This window comes from Acidovorax lacteus, from assembly GCF_039540375.1.
Lineage (GTDB): Bacteria > Pseudomonadota > Gammaproteobacteria > Burkholderiales > Burkholderiaceae_C > Acidovorax_G > Acidovorax_G lacteus.
Genome location: NZ_BAABEX010000030.1, coordinates 185799 through 204621, shown reverse-complemented (window position 1 = coordinate 204621; position 18823 = coordinate 185799). Strand labels below are relative to the sequence as shown.

Genomic DNA, 18823 nt, shown 5'->3' with positions numbered 1-18823 from the left:
GGCCCGAACGCCTCGCATGGCGAGCCCCGCCGGTGCCGACTACCGCGAGCGCGGGAGGGGCTCCTGCGGCGCGCCGTATCGCGCATTCCCCGCAGTGGCGCCGGCGGTTTGCGGTGCCGTGGTGTCAGCGGGGCGGATCGCGCTCGGGGTGCGGCTGTCGAAATCTCCGCGCTGTTCGGTGTCCCATAAACATGGGAGCGGGGGGCACGGCAGCGGTGCGACAATCGTTCAAGGAGGTTTGGCTATGCCCGTCCGTGTGTTGGTGGTGGAGGACGAGCCCGCGTTCTTGCAGCGGTTTTCTGAAGCCGTGCAGCGCCATGCGCAGTTGGAACTCGTGGGCGCCGTAGCCACCGTGTCTGCGGCGTGCGCCACGATCGACGCCGTGCTGCCCGACGTGGTACTGACCGATCTGGGCTTGCCAGATGGCAGTGGCACGACCGTCATCCGCCATGCCTTGGCCCGGCGCTCTGATTGCGACGTGCTGGTGGTGACCATGTTTGGCGATGACGCCCATGTCACCGACAGCATTGCCGCCGGGGCCACCGGATACCTGATGAAAGACGCGCTGCCCGACAGCATGGCCGACTCCATCTTGCAGGTGCGCGACGGGGGGTCACCCATCAGCCCCGGTATTGCGCGGCGGGTGTTGCAGCGCTTCCGGGTGGCGGCCACCGGCATGGTGGCAAGTCCTGAGCCTCTGGTTGTCAGCCCGGCCACCCCGCCGGTGGACAACCCCCTCACGGCGCGCGAAGCGGACATCCTGCGCCTGGTGGCCAAGGGCCTGAGTTTCTCGGAGATTGGCGAGGTGCTCGACATCTCGCCGCATACCGTGGTGGCGCATGTCAAGCGCATCTACCGCAAACTGGCCGTGCACTCGCGTGGCGAGGCCGTGTACGAGGCCCAGGCCATCGGGCTGCTCTGACATGCAAGACCTCTGGACACGGCCGTGGAGCCCGGCGGTGTGGCGGTTTTCGGCGGGCTGCCGATGGCATCGGCAGACTGCGCGGGTGGATCGCGCAGGACATGAGCCCAGCCGGAAGCGCCTTGGCGTCTGCTGAGCATGTGGTCTGCCGCGCTTGCCACCCGTTTTGATGCGCTGACGGCCTTGCACGCGCAGGGCGATTTGGTCGTGGCGCGTGCAACCCACCGCGGCCAGCCGGTGCTGCTGTGGCACCGAAGCCTCCTGGATGAAGCCGCCATCCAGGCCGGCCGCATTGTGGCTGAGCGTTTGCGGCAAGGGCAGTGCCTCGAACTGCTGGAGTGCCTGGAAGGGCCTTCTGGGGTGACCTGGGTGGTGCCAGACGATGGCGCGCTGTTCCTGGACGAGTGGATGGGGCAGTACGGGCCTGTGCCCTTGGCCACTGCGGTGCAACTCTTGCAGGCTGTGGCAGAGGCACTGGACGCCCTGCACCGCAACGGCGTGCTGCACCTGCATCTGCGGCCAACCACCGTGCGTGTTCAGCCAGGGACGCCGGTGCGGGTGGCACTGCTGCCGGTGGATGCGGTGCCCATGGAGTCGGCCTCTACCTGGGACTGCACGGCGCCTGGGCACGATGCCCGCTACGGCGCACCCGAGCTCAGCGGCCGCACGGCCAACCGGCCTGGACCGCGTACCGACCTGTATCTGCTGGGACTGCTTGCCTACGAGGTGCTAACCGGCCGGCTGCCGTTTGATGCCGTCGATGCGCTGGAGTGGTGGCATGCCCATCTGGCCGTCCCTGCGCCCGAGGTGTCTGTGCTGCGCCCCGAGCTACCGCGGGAACTGGCTGAACTGGTGGCCGCATTGCTGTCCAAGTCGCCCGAGCAGCGCCCTGCATCCACCGCCGCGGTGGCCCGTGACCTTCGGGCCTGCGTCCAAGGCCTGGCCTCTCCGCAGCCCGGGCAGGCCGTGGCGCTGCGCTCGCCGCGCGCACTGTTCGCGCAGCCGCGCCTGCTGTTGGGCCGCGAGGCCGAAATGGAAGCGCTGCAACAAGCGCTGGACCGCGTGTCCGCAGGGCGTGTGGAGCAGGTCTGCCTGACGGGGCCCGCGGGCATCGGCAAGAGCGCGCTGGCGGCCCGGTTTCTGGAGTCGGCGCGGTTGGGGGGCGCGCGCGTACTGTCGGCCAAGTGCCAGCAACAGTGGGTGCCGCGGCCGTACCCGGTCGTGGCAGCGCTGCTGGATGATTTGGCCAGCCAGGGGAGGGCGCTGCCCCGGGGCGTGCTGGGGCCCGAGGCGGCCGCACTGGTGGCGCTGTCGCCCGATCTGGCCGCACCGCTGGGCCTGCCGGTGGTGGGTTCGGCCTTGCCCCCCGAGCAGGCCAGGCAGCGGCTGCTGACCGGTCTGGTGCAACTGCTGGCCGCGCTGGTGCGCGACCAGACACTGGTGCTGTGGGTGGACGATGCCCACTGGAGCGATCCGGGCACGCTGTCGCTGCTGGACGCGGTACTCTCAGACCGCGCTTTGCAGCGCATTCTGCTGCTGGTGGGACTGCGCAGCGATGAAACGGGGGCTGCGCCCGCACGGGCCGCGCTGGCGTCGCTGCCCGGAGCCGATATGCCACTTTCGGGCTTGCAAGACGACGAGATGCAGCATTGGGTGGAGGCCGCTTTGCCGGGCGGACTCGCCCACCCGGCGGCCACGTTGGCGCGGCTTGCGCAGCGCAGTGCTGGCAACCCGCTGTTTTTGGGTCAACTGCTGGATGCGATGGTCGCCCAGGGCCAGCTCGTGCCAGCCGAAGACGGCCGGTGGGTGCTGGACGACCGCGCCAGCGGCGTGGCCGCCTTGCCCGCGTCGGCTCTGGAGGCAGCCGCAGCGCGGCTTCGCGTACTGCACGGTGGCGACGCCTGGCTGTTGGGGCTCGCGGCCGCGCATGGGGGAGAGGTCGACGCGGCCCTGCTGGCAGCCGCCGCCGGACGCAGTCCCGCGCAGGTGGAGGCCACGCTGCTGCGCGCCCAGGCCGAGGGACTGGTGGAGCCGACGCGCGGTGGACGCTGGCGCTTTCTGCACGACCGTCTGCAGCAGGCCGCTTACCAGGGCGCGGACGAGCCCACGCGGCAACAGTGGCACCGCAGGCTGGGCGAAACCTTGCTCGACCGGGCTGACGACGGGGCGCTCTTCGAGATGTGCCGGCATCTGGCGCTGGCACTGCCGCTGCTGTCGTCCGCCCAGCGCCATGCGTTTGTGCTGGCCTCTCAGCGTGCAGCCCGGCAGGCTGGACTCAGTGCCGCCTTTGTGCAGCAGGTGACGCTGCTGCGCGGTGCGGTGGCGGCTCTGGATGACGAGGGCACCCTGGACGACGTGGCAAGGCGTGGGCTTCTGTTCGATGCCGCGGAAGCCCTGGTGTTGGCGCGCGACTTTGAGCAGGCGGCCCAGTGCCTGGGGGCCGCCGAGCGCTTGCTGGCCTCCGACACGCTGGCACAGGCCCGCGCCGATGAGTTGCGCATTGGATGGCTGGTGGCCCAGGAGCGTGGCGAGGACGCCCTGGCACTGGGCGTGCAGGCTCTCGGCCGCGTCGGCCTGCGCATACACCCAGCGCGCGCCAGCCTGGAGTCGCTGTGGCACTGGGCGCGGCTTCAGCACGTTCTGCGCAGCACCCCCCAAAGCCGTTGGGCTGCGGTGCCGGTCACCACGGATGCGCTGCACATCCAGACCGACCGCCTGATCTTTGCCTCGATCAGTGTGGCGCACACCCTGGCGTCGCCGCTGTATGCGGTACTGGGTCTGGTCGGGGCCCGCCTTGCGCTGCAGCGAGGCTTCACGCCCTGGTCCTGGCAGCCCATTTCAGGGGCCGCCCATGTGTTGTCGGGGGTGTTCAACGACATCGACACCGGCCATGCGCTGGGCGAGCTGTCGGTGCAGCTTGGGGACCGCCTGGGCACCCACAGCCTGAGCTTCAACCACTTGTTCTACGTGATGCACTGGAAGGTGCCCGTGGCCTCCACTTTGCCCCTGCTGCGCCACTGTTTTGAGCAGGCCGAGCGCAGCGGCAATTTCGAGATCGCTGGCTATGCCGCGGGCATGCTCGTGGGCGTCACCTGGAATGCCATGGGCTCGCTCACGGCGCTGGACGAAGTGCTGCACGAGGCGCGGGCCTTCGCCAAGCGGCGCGACAGCGCCCTGGTACGCGACTGCTGCGACACCTTCGACGGGGTGCTGCAGATCCTGCGCGGGGCGGTACCGCGCAGCGAGATCGCACCGCTGCAGCGACGGCGCACCGACGGCCGCGTGCTGCCTCACGATGCGATCTTTGCGCTCATTCACGACCAGCTGGCGGTGATGCTCAATGTGATGGCCGGTTTTACGGGCGACGCCGTGGTGGCCTGCGGGCAGCGCGTGCGGCGCAACCTGCACCGGCTGGCCGGTAATTTTTCGACACCGCTGCACCACTGGTTTGAAGCCCTGCTGCACGCCGACCGCCTGCGCGAACGCAGCTCGCGCGGATCACGGCGGCTGGTGCAGCGGCATCTGTCCAAGCTGCGCACCTGGGCGGCGCATTGCCCGGCCAACCATGCGCACCGCGTGCTCAGCCTGGAGGCAGAACTGGCAGCGCTGGCCGCAGACACCACAGCGAACAGTCTGTTCGAAAGGGCTTTGCAAACGGCTTGCGAACATGGCTTTACGGGAGACGCGGCGATTCTGGCGCACCGTTGGGCGCGCCACTGTGCCCGCAGTGGCCACCCCGATGGACTGCGTGTAGCCCTCGAGCGTGCCCATGCGCTGTACTCCCGATGGGGCGCAGCCTGCATGGTGGAGCAGATCGAAGCGAGCTTGCCCACCTTTGCCCGGCCTCGGCACGACCCGCCTCCATTGCCGCTGGACACGGCGACGCTGATCAAGGCCTCTCAGGCGATCGGCACCGAGCTGGAGATGGGCGCTGTGGCCGAACGCCTGCTCCAGCAGGTGATGGAGAACGCTGGTGCGCGCTACGGGGCGCTGCTACTGCAACGCGATGACCGTCTGGTGCTGGCAGCGCAGCGCTCCAGCCTGGGCGCACGCGTCGAGCCGCCACCGCCGGCTGCTCTGGAGCGTACCGGCCTGCCCCAGGCGTTGCTGCGCGCCATGGTGCAGGGGCGCGAGCCGGTCGTGCTCGAAGACGCCTGCGCCCCCCATGCCTGGGGCGTGGCGTCCCGCTGGGAGGGGCAGTCCCGCGTGTCGGTGCTGTGCGTGCCGGTGGTTGCGGCAGGCCGCCCGCTGGGGGTGCTGTACCTTGAAAACGAGCTGTCGGCCGCCTGCTTCACGCCCGATCGTGCGGCCGTGGCGCGCGTATTGGCGGCGCAGGCGGCGGTGTCTCTGGCCAATGCGCGCCTGTATGCCGAACTGAGCGAAGCCCACGACGAGTTGCAGGCTGCCAACCAGCGGCTGGAGGAGCGCGTGCGCGAGCGTACGCACGCATTGGAAGCCAACCACGCCCAGATGCGGCGGCTGGAACGCCAGCACGCTGCCGACGAGGAGCGCCAGCGCATCATGCGCGACCTGCACGACGGCCTGGGCTCCCAGCTGTTCGTGATGCTGTCGCGCGTCGAGCGCGAAGACATCGAGCGGGGCGAGATCAGCGACGCGCTGCGCGCCTGCATTGCCGACATGCGACTCGTGCTCGAAGCCATGGGCAGCGACGGGCACGACTTTTTGGCCGCCTGGGGCAGCTTCCGCTTTCGCTGGGACGCGCAGCTGCGCGCGGCTGGCTTGCAGGTGCGCTGGCGCGACGAGATTCCGCACGACACCCTGGAGCTGGCGCCGACGACCGGGCTGCAGGTCCTGCGGGTGGTGCAGGAGGCGCTGACCAACGTGCTCAAGCATGCGCATGCGCAGAACGTGGACGTGCACATTGCCGCTTTGCGAGGGGCCTTGCGCGTGACGGTGCGCGACGATGGGTGTGGCATCCGGGAGCAGGCAGGGCCCGCCAGCCGCGGCCTGGCCAACATGCGCGCACGCGCTTCGCGCGTGGGGGGCGAGCTTCGGCTGGAGCCGCTCGTCCCCGGCACTTGTGTGGTGCTGGAACTGCCTGTCGCCCGGTAGCGTGCTGCTTGCGCCGGTGTGGTGACTGCAGCTGATCCTGGGGGCTTGTCCCAGCCGCAGCCCGGTGCGCTTTGGTCCCGGGCCGCGCTGAATGCCCCCGGGCAGCAGGCCCCAAGCCGTGGGCGGGCGCTTACTCGCCCTGCGAACCGCGGTGCGCCCAGCCCGTGGTGCGCTTTTCCACCCAGCTGAACAGCTCGTACATGGCCATGGCCATGGCGCCCACCACCATCAGGCCTGCAAAGGCCAGGCCCATCTGCATGGACGAACCTGCGCTGATGAGCAGGTAGCCGATGCCCTCGTTGGCAGCGGTCATCTCGCTCACGGTGGTGCCCACGAAGGCCAGCGTGATCGCCACCTTGAGCGAGCCGTAGAAGTACGGCATGGAGCGCGGCAGGCCCACCTTGGTGAGCACGTCCCAGCGCTTGGCGCCCAGCACGCGCAGCACGTCTTCCAGCTCAGGCTCCAGCGTGGCCAGGCCCGTGGCGATGTTCACCATGATCGGGAAGAAGCTGATGAGGAAGGCCGTGAGGATGGCCGGGCCCACGCCGATGCCAAACCACACCACCAGAATGGGCACGAACGCCGCCTTGGGCAGGGCGTTGAAGGCGGTCATCAGCGGGTACACCGCCGCGTACGCCAGGCGCGAGCTGCCAATCAAAAAGCCCAGCAGCACGCCGACCACGATGGCAATGCCAAAGCCCGCCATGGTCACCCAGAACGTGCGCCAGGCATGGCCTGCGATCACGCCCTTGAACTCCACCAGCTGCGTGGCAATCGCCCACGGGCTGGGGAAGATGAATTCCGAGACTTGGAAGGCCGAGCAGACGAGCTGCCACAGCAGCACGATGGCCACGAGCAGGATCCACGGCGACCAGCGTTCGATGTTCTTTTTGTGCATGGTGATCAGGCCCCGGTTATTGCGGCAGGGGCGTGGCCGCCTGGGCTGCGCCGTGGCGCATGGCCCCGATGTGGCCGCGCAGTTCGTGGACGATGTCGGTGAACTCGCGGGTGTAGGTCATCTCCAGGTCGCGCGGGCGGGGCAGGTCGATTTCGCGGCGCACCACGAAACGGCCCGGGCCCTTACTCATCACGTACACGGTATCGGCCAGGAACACGCTCTCGCGCAGGTCGTGCGTGACGAGGATGACGTTGAATTGCTGCTCGGCCTGCAAATCGCGCAGAATGCACCACAGCTCTTCGCGGGTGAAAGCGTCGAGCGCGCCGAAGGGCTCGTCGAGCAGCAGCATCTTGGGCTCATGGATCAGCGCGCGGCAGATGCTGGCGCGCTGCTGCATGCCACCCGAAAGCTGCCACGGGAACTTGTCTTCATAGCCGCCCAGGCCCACCTTCTGCAGCAGGCCGCGCGCACGGGCTTCGTATTCCTTGCGGCGCGCCTTGAACTGGCTGCGGTGCGGCTCGACGATCTCCAGCGGCAGCAGCACGTTGTCCACCGTGGTGCGCCAGGGCAGCAGCGAGGGCGCCTGGAACGCCATGCCCGAGATTTTGAGCGGCCCGGTCACGCTCTGGCCGTCGATCAGGATCTTGCCCATGGAGGGCATGCGCAGGCCCGTGGCCAGCTTCATGAAGGTGGACTTGCCGCAGCCCGAAGGCCCAACGATGGCAATGAATTCGCCTCGGCGCACCTGCAGGTCGATGGCCTCGACCGCAAAGTGGTTCTTGGCACGCAGCTCGTCGTTGTAGGCGAGCCAGACATCGCGGAAGTCGACAAAAAAAGGTTCGGCGGCAGCCTGCATGGATAGTGCTCAAACAGGCTGCTCGTGCTTATTTTTCGAGCACGAGCAGCTATCAAAAGAATAGCAGACGCGGTGGCGCTGCACCGCAGGGCTTACTTCTTGGGCAGCACGTTCAGCTCGGCAGCGCTGGGCAAGAGGCTGCCGTTCCACACGTCTTCCACCTTCACGCGGGTCTTGGTGCCGTAGGCGTCGGACACCTGCGAGGCCATCAGCGACAGGCGGCCCGGGTTGACCTGGCCGAAGCCTTCGGCGCGGGCGTCCGGGCTGTTGATCACGGTGTCGATGGCCAGTTGCAGGCGGCGCGTTTCGAGCTGCACGTTCACGATGCCGTCGCGGGCCTTCACATGCTCGATGGCCGCCGCCGGATTGGCGATGACTTCCTTGGCACCCTTGGCAAAGGCCTGCAGGAAGGCCTTGACCGCGGCCGGGTTCTCCTTGACCAGCTTGGGGCTGGCAATGATGGCGTTGCCGTAGAGCTTCACGCCATGTTCGGCATAGGGCAGTACGACCACGTCGGCCGCCTTGGCGCCGCGGGCTTCCAGGTTCAGCAGCGAGGTGAAGGTGAAGCCCGTGATCGCGTCCACGTCGCCGCGCACCAGCATGGTTTCGCGCAGCGGCGGGTCCATGGCCGTCCAGGTGACGTTGCCCACGTTGTTCGCCTTGGCAAAGATCGGGAACGCGCGGCGACCAGCGTCGAACACGGGCGCGCCCAGCTTCTTGCCGGTCAGGTCAGACGGTTTGGTGATGCCGCTTTTCTTGAGCGCCATCACCGAGGCCGGCGTGTTGTTGTAGACCATCATCACAGCCACGGGCTTGTTCTGCGCGTCCGGGTTGTTGGCGTGGAACTCCATCAGCGCCGCAATGTCGGCAAAGCCCATGTCGTAAGTGCCCGAGGCCACGCGCTGCACGGCACCGCCCGAGCCATTGCCGGCGTCGACCGTCACGTCCAGCCCTGCCGCCTTGAAGTAGCCCTTGGCCACCGGTTGCAGGAACAGCGCCGAGGGGCCTTCAAAGCGCCAGTCGAGCTGGAACTTGATGGGCGTGGGCGACTGGGCCTGGGCCAGAGAGGTGGCGCCGACCAGGGCCAGCACAGCAGCGGTTTGCATGAACAATCGTTTTTTCATAAGGGGCTCCTGTCAGGCGGAAAAAGAATCCGGTGGTGCATGGGGTGGCCCGCGTTCGGTGCGGACTGGGGGGCAAGCAGCAAAAAAGATGCCCGGTTTTTGAACGCAGGCATGTGCCGAGGGCCGATTGTTCACCGAATTGGTGCGTGGCGGCATGCTGGGTTTCCCGACACGGTGCAATCGGTGCCGAGGCGTTTGGCAATGCCACGACACTGGGGCAAACCTGCAGTGCGGCGGCACGCGCTGGTGGTACAACGAAATGGCATTCATCACCCACACCACAGAGAGGGGACCGCGCTATGCCCATGGCTTCAGAGTTTTTGGAGAACGTGCAACTGCCCACCATGCCCGATGTGGCGAAGGAACTGATCGCCACCATGCGCGATGAGGACATCCCGTTCGAAAAGGTGCGAGCCGCCATATCGCGTGACCCGGCGCTGACCGCCAAGCTCATCCGCCTGGCCAACAGCGCCCGCTTCGGCTTGCCGCGTCAGGTCGCTTCGCTGGACGACGCCATCACCATGACCGGGCTCAACCAGGTGCGCACGCTGGCCTTGGCAGCGTGCATGTCGGGCGTCTTCAAAGACGCTGAAGGGGTGGACGCCAAGGCCTTCTGGCAGGAGAGCATGGCCATTGCCGGGTATGCGCAGTGGCTGGCGCGCACCCTGGGCTCGGACGTGCAGCAGTCGTGGCTGGCGGGGTTTGTGGTGCGGCTGGGCGAATTGATCATTGCCCAGAAGGCGCCCGAGCAGATTCCGGCCATTGAGCAACTGCCCCGCCATGCGGGTGTGCGCTGGGAGCGTGAACGGTCGCTGCTGGGCTTTTCGGAAGCCCAGGTCACCGCCGCGCTGGCCCGCCAATGGAGGTTTCCGGACACACTGGTGCGGGCCCTGGAGACGGCTGACGATCCGTTGGAACACAGACCGTTTTGTCGTTTGGGTGGCATCCTGCACGTGGCCATGCTGCTGGCCGAAATTGGTCTGGAGGAGCCCAAGTCGCCCGCCGACACGATTGCCAGCCTGCCCGAGGAACTGAAGCGGACGTTACAGCTTGACTCGGAGTGGCTGGCCGAACACTTGCCGCCGGTGGCCAACTTTGTGGATGTGGATATTCGCTCTTAGAGCAGCGCAGCCAACACCCCGGGTGCCGTGGTTCCGGTGTGTCACACGGCACGGGCTGCCTGCGGCGGCGCGCTGAGCCACGGCCGCTTTGCGAAATGCTGCGGGCGGCTCTTGCCCGCGACGGGCGCCAGGCGGTGGTTGCCCCGCAGGCCGCACTGCGCCATGGGGGTTGTGCAGCCCATCCCAGAAAAACGGGGCCCTGGAAGGCCCCGTGATTCGTGGTTGCGTGGAGGCTTCAGCGGGGCCGCGCAGCCGCGCTGGCCACAGCCAGGGCCGTCATGTTGAACACCCGGCGCACCGTGGCGGCCGGCGTGAGGATGTAGGCCGTGGCGGCCGCACCCATCAGGATCGGACCGACCGTGACACCGCCGCTGGTCGTGGTTTTGAGCACGTTGTAGAGGATGTTGGCGGCGTCGATGTTCGGGCAGATCAGCAGGTTGGCCGAGCCGCTGAGTGTGGCGTCGGTTTCGGCCATGTAGGTCTTGCGGATGCTCGGCTCCAGCGCGGCATCGCCGTGCAGCTCACCATCGCACTCGATCTCGGGGTGGCGGGCCACGAAAATGTCTCGCGCCTCGCGCATCTTGCGGGCCGAGGGACGCTTGGACGAGCCATAGCTGGAGTGCGACAGGAAGGCCACCTTGGCGGGCAGGCCGAAGCGCTGCACCTCTTGCACCGACATCCAGGCGATGTCCGCCAGTTGCTCGGCGGTCGGGTTCTCGTTGACGTAGGTGTCGGCGATGAACAGTGGCCCCTGGTTGGTCATCAGCGCATTGAGTGCGGCGTAGTCGTGTGCGCCTGCCTGCCGCCCGATGATGCTGTGGATGCGTTCGAGGTGGGTCTCGTACAGACCCACCAGCCCGCAGATCATGGCGTCTGCATCGCCCAGCTTGACCATCAAAGAGGCGATGATGGTGTTGGAGCGGCGCACCGCGGCTTTGGCCACCTCAGGCGTGGCACCGTTGCGTTTCATGAGCTGGTGGTAGTGCTCCCAGTATTGGCGGAAGCGCGGATCGTCTTCGGGGTTGCAGACCTCCACGTCCTTGCCGATCTGCATGCGCAAGCCTGCCTTGGCGATGCGCGCGGCGATCACGGCCGGCCGGCCGATCAGGATCGGGTGGGCGATCTTGTCGTCAATCGCCATCTGGGCCGCACGCAGCGCGCGCTCGTCCTCGCCATCGGCATAGGCCACGCGCTTTTGCGAGTCTGGCAGCGCCTTGGCGGCGGTCACCACCGGGCGCATGAGCAGGCCCGTCTGGTACACAAAGCGCGACAGGCTTTCCTTGTACGCCTCCATGTCGGTGATGGGGCGCGTGGCCACACCCGAATCGGCGGCGGCCTGGGCCACGGCGGGCGCGATCTTGAGGATCAGGCGCGAATCAAACGGCGTGGGGATCAGGTAGTCGGGGCCAAAGGTCAGTTCCTTGCCCGCATAGGCATTGGCCACCTCCTCGCTGATGTCGGCCTTGGCCAGGTCGGCAATCTGTCGCACGCAGGCCAGCTTCATCGCGTCGGTGATCTTGGTGGCACCGCAGTCCAGCGCGCCGCGGAAGATGTACGGGAAGCACAGGACGTTATTGACCTGGTTCGGGTAGTCCGAACGGCCCGTGGCAATGATGCAGTCCGGCCGCACGGCCTTGGCCAGTTCGGGGCGGATTTCGGGCTCGGGGTTGGCCAGCGCCAGGATGATGGGTTTGGCGGCCATGGTCTTGACCATCTCGGCCGTCAGCACGCCCGGGGCCGAGCAGCCCAGGAACACGTCCGCGCCGTTCACCGCATCGGCCAGCGTGCGCGCTTCGGTCTTCTGTGCGTACTGGGCCTTGGATTCGTCGTAGCCACCGGGGCGGCCTTCGTAGATCACGCCCTTGGAGTCGCACACGAAGATGTTTTCGCGCTTGACGCCCAGGCCCACCATCACGTTCAGGCAGGCAATGGCGGCTGCACCTGCGCCGGACACCGCCACCTTCACCGCGCCGATATCCTTGCCCACCAGTTCCAGGCCGTTGAGCAGCGCCGCGCTGCTGATGATGGCCGTGCCGTGCTGGTCGTCGTGGAACACCGGAATGTTCATGCGCTTGCTCAGCTCGCGCTCGATGTAGAAGCACTCGGGGGCCTTGATGTCTTCAAGGTTGATGCCGCCGAGCGTGGGCTCCAGGCTGGCAATGATGTCGATGAGCTTGTCCGGGTCGCGTTCGGCCAGTTCGATGTCGAACACATCCACGCCAGCGAACTTCTTGAACAGGCAGCCCTTGCCCTCCATCACCGGCTTGCCGGCCAGCGGGCCGATGTCGCCCAGACCCAGCACGGCCGTGCCGTTGGTGATCACGGCCACCAGGTTGCCGCGGGAGGTGTAGTCAAACGCCTTGGAGGGATCGGCCTGGATGTCCAGGCAGGGATAGGCCACGCCAGGCGAGTACGCGAGCGACAGGTCGCGCTGGTTGGACAGCGGCTTGGTCGGCGTGACCGAAATCTTGCCGCGGGTGGGCTTGCGGTGGTATTCGAGAGCGGCTTCGCGCAGGGCCTGTTCGGCGGCGGAAAGGTTCTGGGTCATTCGGAAATCCTCGGGTGCCAGGGCGGTGTGGCCGACGAGCTTACCCCAGGCTGACAGCGTCTGGCACCCCATCTCATGCGATGAATGCATCAATAGAAAACCCCCGGTACAAAGGCGGTGCACCAGGGGTTGCGGCTTGGGCCGGTGGGGTACTCCGGGCATCGCCCGGCCGGCGCGCTAGTGGGCGTCGGCCTGGCGTGCGGCGTTCACGGCCGCGGAGGTGTCGCGGCTGGCGCCATTGAAGAACAGGTTCAGGACCACAGCAGTGATCGAGGCCAGCAGGATACCGGATTCGATCAGCGGATGAATGGAGTGGGGCATCCACTGCCGGAAGTTCGGGGCGATCAGCGGAATCATGCCCACGCCAATCGACACGGCCACGATCATCGCGTTGTAGCGGTTGTCCTTGAAGTCCACCGCCGACAGGATGCGGATGCCCGTGGCCGCCACCATGCCGAACATCACCAAGCCTGCGCCGCCCAGCACCACGGTGGGCAGCGATTCGACCAGCGCCGCCATCTTGGGCAGCAGGCCCAGCAGTACCAGGATCACGCCGCCAGCCACGCAGACAAAGCGGCTCTTGACGCCCGTGACCGCCACCAGCCCCACGTTCTGCGAGAAGCTCGTGTACGGGAAGGTGTTGAAAATGCCGCCCAGCAGCGTGCCCAGGCCATCGGTGCGCAGCCCGCGCGTGAGCGCCGCCTGGTCCACCGGCCGGTCGGTCATGTCGCCGAGCGCGAGGAACATGCCGGTCGACTCGATCATCACCACGATCATCACCAGCGTCATGGTCAGGATCAGGATGGGGTCGAACACGGGCAGCGCGATCTCGAAGGGCAGCACCAGGTCAAACCAACTGGCCTTGGCTACCTTGTCAAAGTTCATCAGGCCCAGCGCCGTGGCCACCACGCCGCCGATCACGATGCCCAGCAGCACCGAGATGTTGGCCACGAAACCCTTGGCAAACCGTGCGATCAGCAGGATGGACACCAGCACCAGGGCTGAGATGCCGATGCCCGTGAGGTCGGCATAGCGCGGGTTGGGCACCGTGGGCACCAGCGCCAGGCCCTTGGGCACGGGCGGCAGGGCGCTGCCGGGCGCACCGGCCGCGGCCTGGGCTTCGGCCAGCCATTTCACATGCTCGGGGTTGACCACATTGGGGGCGGTCGGGCCCACGGGGTTGCCAAAGATCCAGTTGATGCCCACGCGCATCAGGCTGATGCCGATCACCGTGATGATCGTGCCCGTGACCACGGGCGGGAAGAAGCGCAGCAGCCGACTGACGATGGGTGCGATCAGGATGGAGATTACCCCGGCACCGATCACCGCGCCAAAGATCAGCCCCGCACCGGCCGTACCGCCCGTGGACTGTGCCATCGACACCATGGGCGCCACGGCAGCAAAGGTCACGCCCATCATCACCGGCAGGCGGATGCCGAACCACTGCGTGGCCCCCAGGGCCTGGATCAGCGTGACCAGGCCGCAGCAGAACAAATCGGCCGAGATCAGCATGGCCACCTGGTCGGGCGTGAGGTTGAGCGCGCGGCCCACGATCAGCGGCACGGCCACGGCGCCCGCATACATCACCAGCACATGCTGCAGGCCCAGCGCCGACAGCCGGCCCCAAGCCAGCCGCTCGTCCACGGGATGAACAGTGTTTTGCATAGCACTCCTTGCTGCGCCCGGCGGCGCGTTTGCGTACGATGAAGTACACATCGGTAAATACAAAAAGTGTATACAGTTCAGAATGCAGTGCGTCTAGCGGTAAACCCTTGGACATGTCCCGGGCGTGACCAGACCTGCAGGTCTGCGCGGGGTGCGTTGCCGCCGTAGGGCGCGAAACGGCGGCGCGGCCGAGGATGCGCGGCTGTGCCCTGAGGCCAAGGTGTGGCCTGCCAGCGGCCCCCAGGGGCGACGCACCATCGCCTGCCGAGCTGAGCCGACCGCGTGATGCGTGCCGGGGCGTGCGGTCCCCTTTTGCAGAGGGTTGGGTGGGCTGCCCGCGTGTGGGCCGGTGCGGCTGGTGGCACCGCTGTCGCCAGCCCCTGTGGTGCCAGACCGCCATGCCGCGCGAATTCCAGCGGGGCGCTGGCTTCGGTGATGTGTTAGGTCATTTCAGGCGTTCGTGCTGGAAAATCAAGCACGAGAAGCTATCAAAACAATAGCGTCTGAAGGTCGGGGCGAGGGGCTTGCACCCAGGGCTGCAGGACGCTGGAGCGCCCGCGGCGCAGGGACGTGGGCGCTGCCGGAGGCCAACACCGCCACCATGCCCGCGCGCTGCGCTCAGGCCAGCAGATCGGCCAGCGCGCGTGCCACCACCTTGGTGGCGCGGCGCAAGTCTTCGAGCTGCAGGCGCTCGTCGGCGCGCTTGGCGTGCGATTCGAGCACGGTGCGCGGTCCGGCGCCGTAGATCACGCCGGGAATGCCGCGCTCCACGTACAGGCGCACGTCGGTGTACAGCGGCGTGCCCACGGCGGGAATCGCCTCGCCCAGCACCGCCTGGGCGTGCGTTTGCAGCGCCTGCACCAGCGGCTGGTTGCCGGGCAATGGCGTCATGGCGTTGGCCAGCAGCAGGCGGCGGATGTCCACCGTCACGCCCTCGCAGGCCGCAGCGGCGGTTTCGATCACACGGCGGATCGCGGCCTCGACCTCGGCCGGGTTTTCTTCGGGGATCATGCGGCGGTCGAGCTTGAAGCTCACCTTGCCGGGCACCACGTTGGTGTTGGTGCCGCCCTCGATGCGGCCCACGTTCAGGTACGGGTGCTTGATGCCCGCCACGTTCGACGTGATCTGCCGGTAGGCCTCGTTCTGGGCGTACAGCGCGTTCAGGATCTTCACCGCGGCCTGCAGCGCGTCCACGCCCGTGTGCGGAACGGCCGCGTGGGCCATCTTGCCGTGCACGGTCACTTCCATCTGCAGGCAGCCGTTGTGGGCGGTGACGACTTCGTACGAGAAGCCGGCCGCAATCAGCAGGTCGGGCGAGGTCAGCCCTTTCTTGAGCAGCCATCCCGGGCCCAGTTCGCCGCCGAATTCTTCGTCGTAGGTGAAGTGCAGCTCCACGCCGCCGCGCTGCGGGCGGGCCACGGCTTCCAGCGCGCGCACGGCGAAGGTGAAGGTCGCAAAGTCGCTCTTGCTCACGGCGGTGGCGCGGCCGTACATGGCACCGCCCTCGATGGCCGCGCCGTAGGGGTCGTGCGTCCAGCCTTCGCCCGGGGGCACCACGTCGCCGTGCGCGTTCAGCGCCATCACTCGGCCCGAGCCCGGCGCGCCATAGGGGCGGCGCACGATCAGGTTGGTGATGGACTGCATGCCGTAGGCCGCCACCTCGTCGGCCGGGACCGGGTGCTGTTCGGCCTGCAGGCCCATGGCCTGGAGCAGCTCGGCCGTGCGCTCGGCGTGCGGTGCGTTGTTGCCCGGGGGCGTGTCGGTGGGCACGCGCACCAGCGCCTGCAGAAACTGCACCTGCTCGTCAAAGTGCGCGTCGATCCAGGCGTCGAGAGCGGCGTAGGGGGTGGGGGCGGTCATGTGGGGCTTTCTTCGTCGGCCAACTGGAGCAGCACCTGGGTGAAGGCGTCCACGGCCAGTTGCATGTCGTGGTTGGTGGTGGATTCGAGCGGGTTGTGGCTGATGCCCGAGTTCTGCCCGCGCACGAACAGCATGGCCTGGGGCATGATTTCGTGGAGCTTCATCGCATCATGCCCTGCGCCGCTGGGCAGGCGAAACACCGGCAGGCCCAGCGCATCCACGGCGCGCTCCCAGTGGTGCTGCAGACCCGCATGGCTGGGCGCGGCGGCAGCGCGCATGGTTTCTTCGGCGGTGTAGCGCAGGCCGCGGCGATTTGCAATGCGGTCCAGTGCGTCGAGTACGTCGCGCACCAGCGCGTCGCGCTGGGCATCGATGGGCGCGCGCAGATCGAGCGAGAACTGGCAGCGCCCTGGCACCACGTTGATCGAGCCGCCGGGCACGTTCAAGAGGCCGATGGTGCCTACCGAGTCGCCGTCTTGTCGGGCGCGTTCTTCCACGTACAGCGCCAGTTCGGCCACGCCCGCAGCGGCGTCGCGGCGGCGGTCCATGGGGGTGGTGCCTGCATGGCTGGCGGTGCCGATCATCTCGCACAGCAGGCGCACGCTGCCATTGATGGAGGTGACCACGCCGAGTGGCAAGTCCAGCTCATTGAGCACCGGGCCCTGCTCGATGTGCACCTCGACGAAACCCAGGTACTGCGCCGGGTCGCGCCGCAGCTTCGGAATGTCGTCGATGCACAGTCCGGCCTGCTGCATGGCTGCGCGCATCGGAATGCCATCGGCGTCCTTCTGGTCGAGCCAGGCGGGGTTGAAGTCGCCGATCAACGCGCCCGAGCCCAGGAAGGTGGCCTTGTAGCGCTGGCCTTCTTCTTCCGAAAAGGCCACCACTTCAATGCCGAACGGCAGGCGTTTGCCGGCCTGGTGCAAGTCGCGCACACAGGCCATGGGCACGAAGATGCCCAGGCGACCGTCGTACTTGCCGCCGTTGCGCACGGTGTCGTAGTGGCTGCCGGTCATCAGATAACGGCCCTGGCTGCCGGGGGCTGGGTGGTAGCGGCCCACCACGTTGCCCACCGCGTCGATGGCCACTTCGTCAAAGCCGCAGTCGCGCATCCAGTGGCTGATGCGCTGCGCGCAGGCGCGGTGCGCGTCGGTCAGGTAGGTGACGGTGAGCTGGCCTTTCTCGGCAAAGCCCGGGTCAGAATGCTCGGCCAGCTTTTCGTGCCAGTCCCACACGTGGTTGCCCTGCTCGGGCTGCTCGCCAAACTTGTCGGCCAGGCGAATCTCGGCAATGCGGTGGATGTTGCGCAGCGCCTCGGCCAGTTCGAATTCGGGGTGGTGGTCCAGCCGACGCGCGAAGGTGGCGATGATGGCCTGCTTGGACAGGCCCGTGCCCCGTGGGCCGCGCACGGCCAGGATGAACGGGAAGCCGAAGCGCGCGTTGTAGTCGCGGTTGAGCTGCTGGATGCGCTCAAACTCCTCGGGCGTGCATTCGGTCAGGCCCGCGCGCTGCTGCTCGCCGGTGGATTCGGCGGTGAGTGTCTTGCTCACCATGGCCTTGCCCGCCAGCTCGGGGTGGGCGCGGATCAGGCCGAGTTGCTCGTCAGTGGTGGCGGTGCGCACCGCCTGCACCAGCGCCTGGCGCAGGTGCGCGAGCGAGCGAAACGGCCGCTGGGCCAGCGCGCGCTCGGCAATCCAGGGCGAATGCTCGTAGGTGCCGTCCAGCCAGGCCAGGGCCTGGGCCAGGGGCGCCTCGTTGAGTTGGGCAAGGGTCAGAGAGGTCATGGGGTGCCCGTGGCGGTGGCCTGTGAGGGGAAGGGGTGCACGCGCTTCCAGTGCTGCGCGATATCGAGGCGGCGGCAGACCCACACGTCGGAATGGCGCTCGATGTGGTCCAGAAAGCGCTGCAGCGCGGTGATGCGGCCGGGGCGGCCCAGCAGGCGGCAGTGCATGCCGATGCTCATCATCTTGGGCGCGTTGTCGCCGTTCGGGTCACCTTCGGCGTACAGCACGTCGAACGTATCCTTCATGTACTGAAAGAACGGGTCGGCGTGCGAATAGCCCTGGGGCAGCGCAAAGCGCATGTCGTTGCAGTCCAGCGTGTAGGGCACGATGAGCTGCGGCACCACGCTGCCGTCGGTCTTGCACACCTTCATCCAGAAGGGCAGGTCGTCGCCGTAGTAGTCGCTGTCGTACTCAAAGCCGCCATAGTCGGCCACCAGGCGGTGGGTGTTGGGGCTGTCGCGTCCTGTGTACCAGCCCAGCGCGCGCTGGCCCGTCAGCCGCTGCAAGATCGCCATGGCCTCGGCCATGTGCGCGCGCTCTACGTCTTCGGGCACGTTCTGGTAGTGGATCCACTTGAGGCCGTGGCAGGCGATCTCGTGGCCCAGTTCCACGAAGGCATGGGTCACGTCGGGGTGGCGCTGCAGCGCGGTCGAAACCCCAAACACCGTGAGCGGGAGCTGTCGCTTTTCAAACTCGCGCAGCAGGCGCCACACCCCGGCGCGCGAGCCGTATTCGTAGATGCCCTCCATGCTCATGTGCCGATCTGGGTAGCTGGCGGGGTTGAACATCTCGGAGAGGAACTGTTCCGAGCCAGCGTCGCCGTGCAGCGTGGCGTTTTCGCCGCCTTCTTCGTAATTGAGCACAAACTGTACGGCCACGCGGGCGCGGCCAGGCCATTGGGCATGCGGGGGCGTGCGGCCGTAGCCAACCAGGTCGCGCGGGTAGGGCAGGGTGGTGTCGTAGACCATGGGG

The 18823-nt window shown here is 67.5% G+C and carries 11 protein-coding genes; 3 read left to right on the top strand and 8 right to left on the bottom strand.

Annotation, left to right across the window (positions count from 1 at the left end):
- Positions 1 to 244 precede the first annotated feature (244 nt).
- On the top strand, positions 245 to 922 hold the full coding sequence (locus ABD866_RS15765; protein WP_345067343.1) for a LuxR C-terminal-related transcriptional regulator: 678 nt from the start codon (positions 245 to 247) through the stop codon (positions 920 to 922).
- A 138-nt stretch (positions 923 to 1060) separates the two neighbouring features.
- Positions 1061 to 5995, top strand: coding sequence for an AAA family ATPase (locus ABD866_RS15760; RefSeq protein WP_345067340.1), 4935 nt, complete (start codon positions 1061 to 1063; stop codon positions 5993 to 5995).
- A gap of 130 nt (positions 5996 to 6125) precedes the next feature.
- On the opposite strand, the gene ABD866_RS15755 is transcribed toward ABD866_RS15760, so the two are convergent.
- From ABD866_RS15755 to ABD866_RS15745, 3 genes are all read right to left on the bottom strand, one after another.
- The gene (locus ABD866_RS15755; RefSeq protein WP_345067337.1) at positions 6126 to 6893 is read right to left on the bottom strand and encodes an ABC transporter permease; all 768 of its coding nucleotides are present in this window, start codon (positions 6891 to 6893) and stop codon (positions 6126 to 6128) included.
- 16 nt (positions 6894 to 6909) lie between these two features.
- Positions 6910 to 7749, bottom strand: a complete 840-nt coding sequence (locus ABD866_RS15750; protein ID WP_345067334.1) for an ABC transporter ATP-binding protein — start codon at positions 7747 to 7749, stop codon at positions 6910 to 6912.
- Between the two features lie 92 nt (positions 7750 to 7841).
- Positions 7842 to 8873 carry an ABC transporter substrate-binding protein gene (locus ABD866_RS15745; protein WP_345067331.1) on the bottom strand — a complete coding sequence of 344 codons (1032 nt, stop codon included), beginning with the start codon at positions 8871 to 8873 and terminating at the stop codon, positions 7842 to 7844.
- Positions 8874 to 9172: 299 nt separating this feature from the next.
- Between ABD866_RS15745 and ABD866_RS15740 the strand changes: the two genes are divergently transcribed.
- The gene (locus ABD866_RS15740; protein WP_345067328.1) at positions 9173 to 9994 is read left to right on the top strand and encodes an HDOD domain-containing protein; all 822 of its coding nucleotides are present in this window, start codon (positions 9173 to 9175) and stop codon (positions 9992 to 9994) included.
- A 235-nt stretch (positions 9995 to 10229) separates the two neighbouring features.
- On the opposite strand, the gene ABD866_RS15735 is transcribed toward ABD866_RS15740, so the two are convergent.
- The 5 genes from ABD866_RS15735 to puuE form a co-directional block, all read right to left on the bottom strand.
- Complete coding sequence (locus tag ABD866_RS15735; protein WP_345067326.1) at positions 10230 to 12542, bottom strand: NADP-dependent malic enzyme; 2313 nt, start codon at positions 12540 to 12542, stop codon at positions 10230 to 10232.
- A 177-nt stretch (positions 12543 to 12719) separates the two neighbouring features.
- The gene (locus tag ABD866_RS15730; RefSeq protein ID WP_345067323.1) at positions 12720 to 14207 is read right to left on the bottom strand and encodes a nucleobase:cation symporter-2 family protein; all 1488 of its coding nucleotides are present in this window, start codon (positions 14205 to 14207) and stop codon (positions 12720 to 12722) included.
- A 618-nt stretch (positions 14208 to 14825) separates the two neighbouring features.
- Complete coding sequence (locus ABD866_RS15725; RefSeq protein WP_345067321.1) at positions 14826 to 16067, bottom strand: M20 family metallopeptidase; 1242 nt, start codon at positions 16065 to 16067, stop codon at positions 14826 to 14828.
- A complete protein-coding gene (uraD, locus tag ABD866_RS15720) occupies positions 16064 to 17851 on the bottom strand; it encodes a 2-oxo-4-hydroxy-4-carboxy-5-ureidoimidazoline decarboxylase (RefSeq protein WP_345067318.1) in 1788 nt (595 codons plus the stop codon). The genes ABD866_RS15725 and uraD overlap by 4 nt, the downstream gene beginning before the upstream one ends.
- Positions 17848 to 18819 (bottom strand): allantoinase PuuE, encoded by a 972-nt coding sequence (gene puuE / locus ABD866_RS15715; protein WP_345067315.1) that lies wholly within the window; start codon positions 18817 to 18819, stop codon positions 17848 to 17850. Before puuE ends, uraD begins: the two co-directional genes overlap by 4 nt.
- Between the last annotated feature and the right edge of the window lie 4 nt (positions 18820 to 18823).

Bases quoted from the DNA above. Each gene is read 5' to 3' on its own strand.
- ABD866_RS15735 (WP_345067326.1), bottom strand. From the start codon at position 12,542: ATGACCCAGAACCTTTCCGCCGCCGAACAGGCCCTGCGCGAAGCCGCT.
- ABD866_RS15745 (WP_345067331.1), bottom strand. From the start codon at position 8,873: ATGAAAAAACGATTGTTCATGCAAACCGCTGCTGTGCTGGCCCTGGTC.
- ABD866_RS15755 (WP_345067337.1), bottom strand. From the start codon at position 6,893: ATGCACAAAAAGAACATCGAACGCTGGTCGCCGTGGATCCTGCTCGTG.
- puuE (WP_345067315.1), bottom strand. From the start codon at position 18,819: ATGGTCTACGACACCACCCTGCCCTACCCGCGCGACCTGGTTGGCTAC.
- ABD866_RS15750 (WP_345067334.1), bottom strand. From the start codon at position 7,749: ATGCAGGCTGCCGCCGAACCTTTTTTTGTCGACTTCCGCGATGTCTGG.
- ABD866_RS15730 (WP_345067323.1), bottom strand. From the start codon at position 14,207: ATGCAAAACACTGTTCATCCCGTGGACGAGCGGCTGGCTTGGGGCCGG.
- ABD866_RS15760 (WP_345067340.1), top strand. From the start codon at position 1,061: ATGTGGTCTGCCGCGCTTGCCACCCGTTTTGATGCGCTGACGGCCTTG.
- ABD866_RS15725 (WP_345067321.1), bottom strand. From the start codon at position 16,067: ATGACCGCCCCCACCCCCTACGCCGCTCTCGACGCCTGGATCGACGCG.
- ABD866_RS15740 (WP_345067328.1), top strand. From the start codon at position 9,173: ATGCCCATGGCTTCAGAGTTTTTGGAGAACGTGCAACTGCCCACCATG.
- ABD866_RS15765 (WP_345067343.1), top strand. From the start codon at position 245: ATGCCCGTCCGTGTGTTGGTGGTGGAGGACGAGCCCGCGTTCTTGCAG.
- uraD (WP_345067318.1), bottom strand. From the start codon at position 17,851: ATGACCTCTCTGACCCTTGCCCAACTCAACGAGGCGCCCCTGGCCCAG.